This is a genomic window from Rhizobium etli CFN 42 (assembly GCF_000092045.1).
Lineage (GTDB): Bacteria > Pseudomonadota > Alphaproteobacteria > Rhizobiales > Rhizobiaceae > Rhizobium > Rhizobium etli.
Window position 1 is genome coordinate 427,499 of sequence record NC_007766.1, and the last position, 12,583, is coordinate 440,081.

Annotated in this window: 10 protein-coding genes; 3 read left to right on the forward strand and 7 right to left on the reverse strand. The window is 62.7% G+C overall.

The features are described from left to right. Positions 1-58: 58 nt before the first annotated feature. The 4 genes from RHE_RS28405 to RHE_RS28420 form a co-directional block, all read right to left on the reverse strand. On the reverse strand, positions 59-1,033 hold the full coding sequence (locus RHE_RS28405) for an NAD(P)-dependent oxidoreductase (protein ID WP_011428685.1): 975 nt from the start codon (positions 1,031-1,033) through the stop codon (positions 59-61). Between the two features lie 23 nt (positions 1,034-1,056). Continuing rightward, positions 1,057-1,749 carry a FadR/GntR family transcriptional regulator gene (locus tag RHE_RS28410; RefSeq protein WP_011428686.1) on the reverse strand — a complete coding sequence of 231 codons (693 nt, stop codon included), beginning with the start codon at positions 1,747-1,749 and terminating at the stop codon, positions 1,057-1,059. Positions 1,750-1,751: 2 nt separating this feature from the next. Then, entirely contained in the window at positions 1,752-2,921 is a 1,170-nt protein-coding gene (locus RHE_RS28415; RefSeq protein WP_011428687.1) for a mandelate racemase/muconate lactonizing enzyme family protein, read from the reverse strand. Between the two features lie 62 nt (positions 2,922-2,983). After that, a complete protein-coding gene (locus RHE_RS28420) occupies positions 2,984-3,871 on the reverse strand; it encodes a sugar phosphate isomerase/epimerase family protein (protein ID WP_011428688.1) in 888 nt (295 codons plus the stop codon). Between the two features lie 337 nt (positions 3,872-4,208). On the opposite strand from RHE_RS28420, the gene RHE_RS28425 reads away from it, so the two are divergent. Continuing rightward, the gene (locus tag RHE_RS28425; protein ID WP_011428689.1) at positions 4,209-5,060 is read left to right on the forward strand and encodes a sugar phosphate isomerase/epimerase family protein; all 852 of its coding nucleotides are present in this window, start codon (positions 4,209-4,211) and stop codon (positions 5,058-5,060) included. A gap of 214 nt (positions 5,061-5,274) precedes the next feature. On the opposite strand, the gene putA is transcribed toward RHE_RS28425, so the two are convergent. Together putA and RHE_RS28435 are read right to left on the reverse strand one after the other, a co-directional pair. After that, positions 5,275-8,982, reverse strand: a complete 3,708-nt coding sequence (gene putA / locus RHE_RS28430; RefSeq protein ID WP_011428690.1) for a trifunctional transcriptional regulator/proline dehydrogenase/L-glutamate gamma-semialdehyde dehydrogenase — start codon at positions 8,980-8,982, stop codon at positions 5,275-5,277. A gap of 28 nt (positions 8,983-9,010) precedes the next feature. Further along, positions 9,011-9,211, reverse strand: a complete 201-nt coding sequence (locus RHE_RS28435) for a hypothetical protein (RefSeq protein WP_042120009.1) — start codon at positions 9,209-9,211, stop codon at positions 9,011-9,013. A gap of 170 nt (positions 9,212-9,381) precedes the next feature. Between RHE_RS28435 and RHE_RS28440 the strand changes: the two genes are divergently transcribed. Together RHE_RS28440 and RHE_RS28445 are read left to right on the forward strand one after the other, a co-directional pair. Further along, positions 9,382-9,876, forward strand: a complete 495-nt coding sequence (locus RHE_RS28440) for an Lrp/AsnC family transcriptional regulator (RefSeq protein WP_011428691.1) — start codon at positions 9,382-9,384, stop codon at positions 9,874-9,876. Between the two features lie 68 nt (positions 9,877-9,944). Beyond that, positions 9,945-11,597, forward strand: coding sequence for an acyltransferase (locus tag RHE_RS28445; RefSeq protein WP_011428692.1), 1,653 nt, complete (start codon positions 9,945-9,947; stop codon positions 11,595-11,597). Here RHE_RS28445 and RHE_RS28450 read toward each other — a convergent pair whose 3' ends face one another. Next, complete coding sequence (locus tag RHE_RS28450) at positions 11,598-12,485, reverse strand: LysR substrate-binding domain-containing protein (RefSeq protein ID WP_011428693.1); 888 nt, start codon at positions 12,483-12,485, stop codon at positions 11,598-11,600. Positions 12,486-12,583: the final 98 nt, after the last annotated feature.

Consider the following 12,583-nt stretch of genomic DNA (forward strand, 5'->3'; position numbering starts at 1 on the left):
ATACAAAAAGATGTCTCTGCGCGTGGCATGGCAGCCGGCCTTCCCGCTCGCAGCCGCGTTATGTCGGAAAGCGCCGGCGGTAGTGCTCTACCACTTCGGGATTCCGCAAATTGACGGGCAGGTCGCCTTTGATGACGCGCAGCGCTTCGCTGGCCGCGCCTGTTCCCATGCGCATCATGCTCTCTTCCGTCAGACCAGCCAGATGCGGAGTGACGATGACGTTGGCAAAGCCGAAATAGGGATGATCTAACGGCAGTGGTTGCGTAGCAAAGACGTCGAGCGCCGCTCCGCCGATGCGGCCGCCGCGCAAGGCCTCGATCAGCGCCGCGTCATCGACCACGGGACCGCGCGAAACGTTGACCAGAATGGCATCGGGCCTCATCCGAGCGATGCGCCCGGCATGGAGCAAGCCAGTTGTCCCGGGCGTCAGCGGGCAGCAAAGCACAAGGATATCGGCCAGCGCGACGAGCTCATCGATTGTCAGGAAGCGCGCGCCCTCCGGCACACTTCCCGGCGACCGGCTCGTGGCGACCACCTCGAGGCCAAAGCCGAACTTTGCAATCTTGAAGATCGCCTTCCCGACATTGCCCATGCCGACGATACCCATAGTGCGGCCGCCGAGGTCGACGGCAGCATCCGCCTGGGCGCGGCCTGCTGCCCAGCCGTTCTGACGCAGGTCCCCGTCCATCTGGCGGAAGCGCCTGAGCAGAGCCAGTGTCACCAGGAACACATGTTCGGCGACAGTCGACGCATTGACACCAGGCACGTTGGCGACAAGCACACCGGCGCGGGTCGCCGCCTCCATCGGCACCATGTCGAGGCCGGCACCATGGCGGATCGCCGCACGGAGCGCCGGCGCATCCTCGAAGAAAACCGGCGGGATCGGCGCGCGCACGATGACAATGCCCGCACCCCGTCCTTCTCGCAGCAAGGTTTCGGGATCGGGCGCGGACGCGATACGCAGATCACCCGCTCCCTGAAGCATGGCCTTGGCCGCGGGGTGCAGGGGATGTGTGGAAAAGATGAAGCTCATCGGCCCTCCCCGCCGGTTACTCCCTATCGAGCTGCCGCCGCCGGACCGCCGATGAGACCCTTCCAATAGCTTTGCGCACCTTGAAGATGCGCGCTCATCAGCGCCTGGGCGAGATTGCCGTCTCGGGCAAGCAGCGCCTCGTAGATGCGGATATGCTCCTCATGCGAGCGCCGGCTGCGGGCAGCATCGGCAAAATAGATCGGCAGCCGGTGCTCGCCCATCACGTAGTAGACGCTGCACACCCGATAAAAGACACTATTCTTGGTGGCGCGGACGATCTCCAAATGAAAATCCCGGTCCTCGCGCGCCAGCCCCTCGCCCGCGGCAAGCTTCGCCTCGGATGCTGCGAGGATATCGCGCAAGCGCTTGTAATTCTCCTCCGTCGCCCGATCGCAGGCGAGTTCTGCCGCCTTGATCTCATGGATCTTGCGAAGCTCCACGGTCTCGTAGATCAGGATGGGATCAAGCGGAACGCCGGCGCGGGCAAAAAGCGCCATTGCCTCCACGCTCGCTTCCGTCGTCGTCAGGTAGATGCCCGACTTGGCTCGGCGCTCGACGATGCGCATCGCCTCCAGAATGGCAAGCGCCTCGCGAATCTGACCGCGGCTGACGCTGAAGTGCTCCGCAAGTTCGCGCTCCGATGGCGTGCGGCCGTTGCCGCTCAAGTTTGAGAAAAGATGTGCCGCAAGATCGGAGAGGAGGGAGTTTTCTTTCATTGTCAGTGTCTTTGCGCATGAGTCTCCAGGACCCGCTGATTGATCGTGAAGCCCAGGCCAGGTCTGTCCGGGATCTCTATCATACCGTCCTTTACAGACACAGGGTCCTCGACAAGATCATGGATCATCGGATTTGCGCCGAGTGAGTATTCGATGACGAAGCTTGCCGGGGAGGCCGCGCACAAGTGCAGGCCGGAGAAGAAGCAGGGCGCACCGGCCCAAAGATGCGGTGCGAAACGGAGGTTGAAGGCGCTAGCGAGCGAACTGATGCGCATCGCCTCCGTAATGCCGCCACAGAAGGCCGGATCGGGCTGGAATATGTCGGCGGCCCGAAGCATGGCAAGATCTCGGAAGGCAAAACGCGTCGCCTCGCTCTCGCCGGCAGCGATCGGCACATTCCCGGCAGCGCGCACCTCCGCCAAGCCAGGCTTGTCATCGGCTATCACCGGCTCCTCGAACCAGGCGAGGTCGCAATCGGCAACCATCTGGATGAACCGCTTCGCTTCGGCAACAGTATAGGTGCCGTGCGCATCGACCATCAGGTCGACGTCGGGGCCGACAGCTTTGCGAGCCGCCCGCACGCGCGCCGCCGAAACATGCGGCGCACGATCCATCGCGCCGACCCGCATCTTGACTGACTTGAAACCGCCGACCGCGATATACGACCGGAGTTGCTCGCCGATCTTCTCCGCACTCTCCCAACCGCCCGAGGCATAGGCTGGCAACCTGTCGGCCTTGCGGCCACCCAGCAGCTTCCAGACCGGGACGCCGAGCGACTTGCCGAGAATGTCCCAGAGTGCGATGTCGACCGCGCTGATCGCCGCAACGGAAAGGCCGCGCCGCGCGATCTCGGGCATGGCATGGCCCGAACTCGCCGCCGTCTCGTGGCGTACGCCGTTATAGAGCATCTCCCATATGGTGGAGATGTCGCCAGGATCGCGGCCGATGAGCTTTGGCCCTACCTCGTGATTGATCATGTGTACCAGCGTGCCGTAGGTGCCGGCACTGCCTGCGGCATTCTTACCCTCTCCCCAACCCACGATGCCGTCGTTCGTTTCGATACGCAGAATCGCAGCATCAAAAGTCGTGAGGCGGCCGAAGTCGCTGCGGTGCTGAAGGCTCGCCTCGATGGGAATCTTGACCCACCAGGCCTCGACGGTCTTGATACGCACGTCCCGGATCCCCCTCCTCACGGCCCGCGGGCCGCTGCCCGCGGGCACATGTCTTCAGTTCGTTACTTAATTAGCGGCAGGATCGTCTCGGCGGTAATCCGCATCTGATCGTCGTAGAATTTCTCAGTGAGGAGGCTCGAGCCGTGGTCCTGGATAAATTTCAGCTGCTCCGGGGGGATGTCGACGGGGTTGCGCTCGACCATGTCCGGATATTTGGTGGCTGGCGTTCGGTCAACCGGAGCGACGAATTCGTTGGTGACGGCACCGTCGTAACCGACCTCCTTCAGCGTGCCGATGATCTTCGGCCAGTCGAGGTGGCCGAGGCCAGCGGCGAAACGATTGTTATCGGCGATGTGAAAATCGAACAGGCGCTTACCGGCAAGCCGGATCGCCTCATACATGTCTTCCTCCTCGATGTTCAGGTGGAACGCATCCAGGCAGACCCCGCATTCGGGGTTAACGGCATCGGCGAGCGCCAGCGCCTGGGCGGCACGGTTGAAGAAATAGGTCTCGAAACGGTTGAGCGGCTCGACGGCAATGCGCACGCCCCTCTTCTGAGCGTGGGCAAAACACTCCCTGGTGGCGTCCACCACCCATCTCCACTCTTCCTCCTCGGTCCCATCCGGCACGACCTTGCCGACCGTCGCCGGCACGAGCGTGAGGATCTCGCCCTCGAGTTCGCTGACCATGGTGATGACGCTCTTGACATAGTCCACTGACCTGGCGCGCTGGCCTTCATCCCTGGCAGCAAGATTTCGCTCGCCGAGGGTCAGTGTAACGGCGCCCCAGCAGCGGATGCCGTGCTCCTTCAGCAGCGCACGCGTCTCCTTGACGTCGTACTGAGCCGGCTCGCCCGAAATCTCGATGCTCTCGTAGCCGTATTTCTTGATGCGCTTCAGCGTGACGGCGAGCGGTTCGGCCCGCATCCAGTTGTGTGTCGAAAGATGCATGGGGTCCTCCTAGACTGTTGCGGCCACGCTCGACAACCACTGGGCGTCGAAACATCCCCTTATCCTGACCAGCTTGTTTACCTGGCAATCTGGTTTGGCCACTTTTTGTTGTCTGAAAGATCTAACCTAATTCCAGAGCCTCTGCAAGACGAGCCGGAATGGCTTAGTTTTCCAAGCGGCGGGACGTTTTTCGCTTCATTTTCACGGATATGTGGGAATCCGACGTTCAGCACGGCGGATCAACTGGCTTGACCATGATTGTACATTTGGTATGACCAGATTAGGGAAAGCCGCTGAGATTGCCGGGTATTGGCCGCAAGGCCGAGGGGAGGAAAAAATGAAGATCGGCATGTGCATGTTCCTCTGGACGACAAGCGTCGGCCGAAAACACGAGGCACTGCTACGCGACATCAAGGAGACCGGGTTTGATGGCGTCGAAATTCCAGTCTTTTCGGGCACACCCGACGACTACCGGCGGCTCGGGTCCTTGCTCGACCGGATCGGCCTGGAACGGACCGCCGTTTCCGCCATTGGCGACCCCGCGATGAATCTGATCGCCTCCGACGCAGCAACCCGCAGACGCGGTATCGACTACGTGAAATGGGCAATCGACTGCAGCGATGCGCTCGGCGCGACAATGCTGAGCGGGCCGCTACACTCGACGCTGGGAAAATTTTCGGGAAGCGGGCCGAGCGCGGCGGAACTCAAGCGCTCAGTTTCCTCGCAACTGGCGATCGGCGATCATGCAGCAAGGCGCGGCGTCACCATCGGACTCGAGGCGCTCAACCGCTTCGAATGTTACCTGTTCAACACGATGGATGACCTTGCGGCCCATATCGACGCGATCGGACATCCGAATATCCGCGCCATGTATGATACATTTCACAGCAACATCGAAGAATCCGATCCCATCGGCGCCTTCACGCGAAACCGTGACCGCATCGTGCATGTCCACATTTCGGAGAACGACCGTGGCGTACCAGGCCGTGGCAATATTCCATGGGCGGAAACCTTCAGGGCACTGCGCGCGAGTGGCTACGACGGATGGCTGACGATCGAATCCTTTGGTCGGGCGCTCAAGGAGCTTGCCGCCGCGACAAGGGTCTGGCGCGACTTTTTCGAGACACCGCAATCAGTCTACCGTGAAGGCTATCGCCATATCCGCGATGGATGGCACGCCGCGGCATGACCACCATGCAACCTGCCGATTTCGACCCAGACGAAGTTGCACCCCATGAGAGACCGATGCGGTCGAGCTGCCAGGAAGAATACCGGCGGTTATGCTGTTCACGAAAGACCGCCGTTTTTTTTCAGACTTGGGCAAACTCATCCTATCGGCCTATCACCTGCCGAAGATCAAGGCGCACAACGAGAGCCCATTTTCAGCGCCCTCGTCCCGTCACTCAGCCGATCGCCATAAGGCTTGCGTTGCCCCCGGCGGCCGCGGTGTTGATCGAGGTTGAGACCTCCTCCAGCAGCCAGTTGAGGCAATAGGCCTCGGGATCGCTCGTAAGCTCCTCGGTTGTCGCAGCCTGGACAAGCAGAAGCGGACCGGGTAGCGCGGCGATCTTCTTATTGACGGCAAGGACCCTGTCACGATCACCTTCGACCAGCGCGCCGGAGAATGGCCCGTCCTTCTCCCAGTCCGATGTCCAGGAAAGGCGGCTTGCGACGGCCGCCGGCAAACCAGCCAGCACCGATTTCGACAGGGGACCGGCGTCCACCGCGAGATGGTTGCCCGTCGCCAGGGCTGCGGCGATCTGACGATAAAGCCCCGTCTCCGTCTGCGGCACGAGGAGAATTCGGCCGCGCGGATGAAGCGCATAGAGATTGCGCTCGCCGACGGGCCCGGTAAGCTCGCGCTCGAGACCGAGCGCCGAGCGGCTTGCATATCCGCGCGCAGCTTCCCCCTCGTCTGTCAGACCCTTCTTGTCGAGCCAGACGATGTAATCGCGAAGGGCGAGGTCGGTATGAACGGAATCCTGTTGCGGCGGCACGGGGGCGCGCTGCACCAGGCGGCCGATGTAGAGCGGACCGCCGGCCTTCGGCCCCGTTCCGGACAGGCCGCGGCCGCCGAAAGGCTGCACGCCGACAACCGCGCCGATGATGTTGCGATTGACGTAGAGGTTGCCGGCCTTGATGCGACTCGTCACATGCGCGATCGTCTCGTCGAGCCGCGTGTGAAGCCCGAACGTGAGGCCGTAGCCCGATGCGTTGATGTCGTCGATCAGCCGATCGAGGCCGTTTCTCTTGAAGCGGACGACATGCAGCACCGGCCCGAAGACCTCCTTCGTCAGGTCCGAGAGGGACTTGATCTCGATGATTGTCGGCGGAACGAAGGTGCCTTTTGCTGCGCTTTCCGGCAGCGGCAGCTGTTCTACCTTTCGGCCGGCGCCGCGCATCGCTTCGATATGCTGGTCGATCTCCGCCTTCGCGCCGTCGTTGATGACTGGCCCGACGTCGATGCTTAGGCGATCAGTGCGGCCGATGGTCAACTCACGGAAGGCGCCTTTCAGCATGGCGAGCGTCCTGTCGGCGACGTCGTCCTGCAGGCAGAGAACACGCAGCGCCGAGCAGCGCTGGCCGGCGCTGTCGAAAGCCGATGTTACGACGTCGGCCACAACCTGTTCGGCCAAAGCCGAGGAGTCGACGATCATGCCGTTCTGGCCGCCGGTTTCGGCGATCAGCGGGATCGGCTTGCCGGTTGCCGACAGGCGCTCGGCGAGCTGCGCCTGGATCATGCGGGCAACTTCGGTCGAGCCGGTAAACATGACGCCGGCCGTTTGTTGCGCCCCAACCATGCCGGCGCCGAGGCGGCCGCTGCCGGGCACGAATTGGAGGGCTCCGACCGGCACGCCGGCCTCGTGGAGGATCTTGACGCTCTCCGAGGCGATGATCGGCGTGACACCGGCGGGCTTCGCCAGCACGGGATTGCCGGCGACGAGTGCTGCTGCAACCTGGCCGGTGAAGATCGCCAGCGGGAAATTCCACGGGCTGATGCAGACGATCGGGCCGAGCGGCAGATGCGACGGTCCGAGGGTCTTGCGCGCCTGATCGGCGTAATAGCGCAGGAAGTCGACCGCTTCGCGCACTTCGCCGACAGCGTTGGCCGCGGATTTGCCGGCCTCACGCATGATGATGCCCATCAGCACCTTGATGCGGGCCTGCATGATGTCGGCGGCCCGATCGAGACATGCGGCGCGCTCTGCCGGCGGCACGGCCGCCCATTGCGGCGCATATTCGGCTGCCATCGCAACGACGCGGGCGGCCTCCTCGACCTTCAGCTCGGTCACGGTGCCGACGACGTCGCGGTGATCGGCGGGATTGAGGACCTCGCGCGTCACGCCGTCGGTGGAGCCGTCGGCGAGAATCGGCAGCGCATGCCAGGGCGTCGCAGCCGTGGATGCGAGCGTCTGCGCCAGATCCGAAAGCGTGGCTTCGCTCGAGAGATCGAGCCCGCTCGAATTGGCGCGGGCGCTGCCGTAAAGCGCCTTGGGCGCGGCAATCTGCACATGCGGGGCGCCGACGACGGGCATGGCCGCGACGGTCTCGGCCGGATCGGCGATCAGCGCCTCGACCGAAACATTCGGATCGGAAATGCGATGCACGAAGGAGGAGTTGGCGCCGTTTTCGAGCAGGCGGCGGACAAGATAGGCAAGCAGAGTCTCATGCGTCCCGACGGGCGCATAGATGCGGCAGGGCCGGTCGAGCTTCTCCTTGCCGACAACCTCGTCATAGAGCGGTTCGCCCATGCCGTGCAGGCACTGGAACTCGTATTTGCCGACCCCGAAATCAGGCCCCGCCAGATGATAGATCGTGGCGAGCGTCTGCGCATTGTGGGTCGCGAATTGCGGGAAGACCGCATCGGCGGCGGCAAGCAGCTTGCGTGCACAGGCGATGTAGGCGACGTCGGTGTAGATCTTGCGGGTATAGACGGGATAGTCGTCGAGGCCATCGAGCTGGGCGCGCTTGATCTCCGCATCCCAATAGGCGCCCTTGACGAGACGTACCATCATCCGGCGTCCCGACCGGCGGGCGAGATCAATGATGTAATCGAGCACGAAGGGGCAGCGCTTGCCATAGGCCTGCACGACAAAGCCGAGCCCGTTCCACCCTGCCAGCTCCGGCGCGAAGCAGAGCTCCTCCAGCAGATCGAGCGAAAGCTCCAGCCGATCGGCCTCCTCGGCGTCGATGTTGAGGCCGATATCATAACCCTTGGCGAGAACGGCGAGCGCCTTGACCTTGGGCAGCAATTCTCCCATCACCCGGCCGGCCTGCGATCTGCTGTACCGGGGATGAAGTGCCGAAAGCTTGATCGAAATGCCAGGACCGTCATAGATGCCGCGTCCGTTCGAGGCCTTGCCGATGGCATGAATCGCCTTTTCATAATCCTTGAAATAACGCTCGGCGTCTGCTGCGGTCGTCGCCGCCTCGCCCAGCATGTCGTAGGAATAGCGGAACCCTCGGGCTTCCAGCGGACGAGCGCGCTTCAGCGCCTCCTCGATCGTTTCGCCTGTGACGAACTGCTCGCCCATCATGCGCATCGCCATATCGACGCCGCGGCGGATGACCGGCTCGCCGGCGCGCGCGATCAGCCGCGTAAGCGCCGCCGAAAGGCTGCGATCGTTGACCGTCGAGGTTAGCTTGCCGGTGACGACGAGGCCCCAGGTGGCGGCATTGACGAACATGGATTTGCCGCCGCCGATATGTGAGGTCCAGTTGCCCTCGGCAATCTTGTCGCGGATCAGCGCGTCGCGGGTATCCGTATCGGGAATACGCAGCAGCGCTTCGGCAAGGCACATGAGCGCCACCCCTTCTTGGCTGGAAAGCGAATATTCCTGCACCAGCCCTTCGACGCCGGTGCCCTTGTGCTTGGCGCGCAGCGCCTCGATCAGCGTGCGGGCCGTGCTGCGAATGTCATAGCGCTTCGCCTCGGAAACGCGCGCGGCCGCGACGAGCGGCGGCAGGCATTCGGTTTCCGGGCGGCGATAGGCGGCCGTGATCGCCCGGCGAAGTTCCGATTGCGGTCGGACCGGTGGCGCGAATGCGGCGAACGGTGCGCCGCCGGCGGGATCATTGGAGGATGTGGGGTCGATCGCTGCGTTCAACATAGGATTCCCTGATCAGTAAATGTTGCGTCTAACGGATAGATGGAACACCGGGCTCGTCGTCCCAGAGCGCATCATCCATAAAAGGGGGCCCGGAATATTCCGTGTCGCGAAGCGGGCGCGCATCCGGCTTGTCGCGCTTGAGGGTAGCCGCCGCGACCGCTCTTATCGCCACCGGCCGGTAGTGAACGAGCAAGTCGGGTTTCCGATCGTCATCTGCTTTCTCGTGCATCCGTGATCCCACTTTTGGTGCTGCGCCGCTGCCGATCCCCGCAATGCGCCAGGCTCCCGCCCTCCTCCCATTGCCGACGCATAATCTACCACAGCCACAAATCGCGATCCCACTTGATTTTAGCGGTTTCCAAGCTGTATGAACTTATGAAATGATCAAAGATAGTTCAAATGGCCACAGAACCCGACGTCTTTAGTGAATTAGACCAGTTCGACAGAAAGATCCTTGCGGCGCTGGCCGAGGACGGCAGGCTGTCGATCACCGATCTGGCGGCACGGGTCGGGCTTTCGAAGACGCCGTGCCAGATCCGCTTCAAGCGGCTGATCAGCGACGGCTATATCGAAGGCTTCAAGGCCGTCCTCAATCCGGCGAAAATGCAGCTCGACCACATCGCCTTCGTCGAAGTGAAGCTCTCCGATACCCGTGAGGCGGCGCTGAAAAGCTTCAACGACGCCATTAAGAAGATCAGGGAAGTTGAGGAGTGCCACATGATCGCCGGCCGGTTCGACTATCTCCTGAAGATCCGCACCCGCGACATCGGCCGCTACCGCCGCGTGCTGGGCGAGCGCATCTCGACGCTGCCCCATGTTGCCAACACCTCGACGAATGTGGCGATGGAGACGATCAAGGAAGGCTGGGACAAATTCGGATCGGGCCTTTCATGAAGGAAGACGGCCGCCGACAGTCCTGCTAAGCCGATATTCGGCGATTGAAGCTGCGTGCGAGGATCAAGATGGACCAAGCCAATAGCGTCCCCTTATCGGCAGATGAACAGCGCGAGGCGCGTCGGCTGCAATATCTCTCCTGGGAGCGTGTCGCGGCGGATCTCGATCATCCCGCTCACCTTGCCCGCAAGGCGGAGCTTCGGCGGTCATGCGGCGCCGAATTGGCCGAGACGTCCTATATCGCGGAAAATGCTGCGATCTTTACCGAGAGCCTGACGATGGGCGAATGGTCCTGGATTGCAGGGCATGCGCTCGTACGAGGTGACGTCATCCTCGGCGAGCATTGCTCGATCAATCCCTATGCCTGCGTTTCCGGCAAGGTGACCTGCGGCAATGGGGTCAGGATTGCCTCCCATGCCTCGATCGTCGGCTTCAATCATGGCTTCGACGATCCCGATCGGCCCATCCATCGTCAGGGCGTCGTCAGCATCGGCATCATCATCGGCGACGATGTCTGGATCGGCGCCAATTGCGTGATCCTTGATGGCGTTACGATCGGCAACGGCGCCGTGATCGCCGCCGGAGCGGTGGTCACGCAAGACATTCCCTCGCTGGCGATTGCCGGTGGCGTACCGGCAAAGGTGCTGCGCAATCGCGGCGCGCCGGCCAGGAAATCCGCCGTAAGAGACATCGAAGATCAATTGGCCAGGCTCGGGCAGAAGGCGAAAGAGCAATGGCCCGATATTCTTGCGCACTGGAAGACATCTGAGGGCTATGAATCGCTGGAAGCGGACGGCGTCAGGCGGCCGTCGATCCGGCACCTCTGCGATGCCATCGAGATTGCGGCCGGCTTCGGTCATCCGCCGCCCGGGCTCGATCCGGCGCAGACTCTCGAGCGTCTCCAGGGTCTTCAGGATCGGGAGACCGGCCTCTTTCCGGAGGCGCATTCGCGTGTAGAGGGCCGGGCTCTGAGGGTGGATCCGAAGGCGCTCTATAATGTGCTTTCGGTCGGCTATGCGCTCGAGCTGCTCGGCTCCGGGCCACAGCAACCGATCCAGGCGGTTCAGATCGATGCCCCGGAGCTGGAGCAATGGCTGAGCGCCCTTCCCTGGTCGAGCCGGGCATGGCACGCCGGCAGCGTCGTCGATACGATCGGAACCGCTATGTATTTTAATGCCAGGCATTTCGGCATCAGGGGGCCGAGGCAGGCGCTCTTCGAGTGGCTGAGCCGCAATGCCGACAGCGTCTCCGGCCTCTGGGGCGAGCCGACGGCGCTGGAGGGGTGGCTCCAGCCGGTGAACGGCTTTTACCGCCTGACGCGCGGCACCTATGCTCAGTTCGGCATGCCGCTTCCGCACCCGCACGCCGCGCTCGAAGCGGTTCATCTGAATTATCGCAATCACAACGGTTTCGTCGGCGGGCAATACAATGCCTGCAACCTGCTCGACACGATCCATCCGCTGCTGCTGATCGCCCGGCAGACCGATTACAGGCGGGCCGATGGCGAGGCGATCGCCCGCAGCCTGATCTCGCGGGCGCCGGACCGATGGCGGGATGGCGAAGGTTTCCCGTTCGCTGACGGCGGCGAACCGAGCCTGCAGGGAACGGAAATGTGGCTGTCGGTCGTGCACCTGGCGGCTGATTTCCTCGGGCTGGCGGATCAATTCGCTTTCGTTCCGAAGGGCGTTCATCGAACGGCGACACCCGGCCTCGGCCTCTGATCAGCCGTGCAGCGAGGCTGTCAGCCAGGCGGCGGCGAGATCGCCCGCATGGCTGCGCTTGGCCTTGATCGGCACGATCACGTTGTAGCGGCCTTCGGCGGCAAGCTCGATTCCTGAAGCCGACACCAGCGTTCCGTCCTCCAGGAACGTGCCGATCAGCATGCGCCATCCCAAGGCAATCCCCTGTCCCGCGCGCGCCGCCGCGATGCTTTCGGTGTAATGGTTGAAGCGAAGCGACGGTTTGACCTCGATATTGCCGCCGGTCAGCGACACCCATTGCCCCCAGCCATACCAGGAACGATCGATCACCTCCGTTTCGATGAATTCGTCGGTGGAACTGAGAGGGCCATTTCCCCGGCGCCTGAGGTGGTCGGGAGAGCAGACAGGGCAGACGACGTCGCCGCGCGAGGCAATGACCGTTCCATCGCTGAAGGGCGGCAGGCCGTATCGGATCGCCACGTCGATCTCCCCGTCATCAAGAGTGATCGGGTTATCCTGGGATATCACCCGCACCAGAATGCCGGGATTGGCCCGGCGGAATTCGGCGAGCCGCGGCAGCAGCCAGAAGGAAGAGAAGGCGACGGTTGCGCCGATCGTCACCACATCCTGGCTGCGCGACTGGATCGCCTCCACGCTCTCGGCGATATCGGCAAAGCTCTTCGCCAGCGTCGCGCCGAGGCTGACGCAGGCCGCCGTTGGCTTGATCGCCCGGTGTTTACGCAGGAAGAGCGGCTGGCCGAGCTCCTCCTCCAAAGCGGCGATCTGCCGGCTGACGGCCGCCTGGGTGACGCCGAGTTCGCTCGCCGCCGTGGTGAAACTTTTCCTGCGCAGCACCGCTTCCAGCGTCACCAGCGCCGTCAGCGATGGAAGCCGTCTTCGAAATTGCATCACGAGACTCCTATTCGCATGATAAAAACTTATGCGAGGCTAATTTTTTATGCCGTTGAAAGCCCGGCGCTGCAAGAGCAATCTGGGGAAACTCTCAC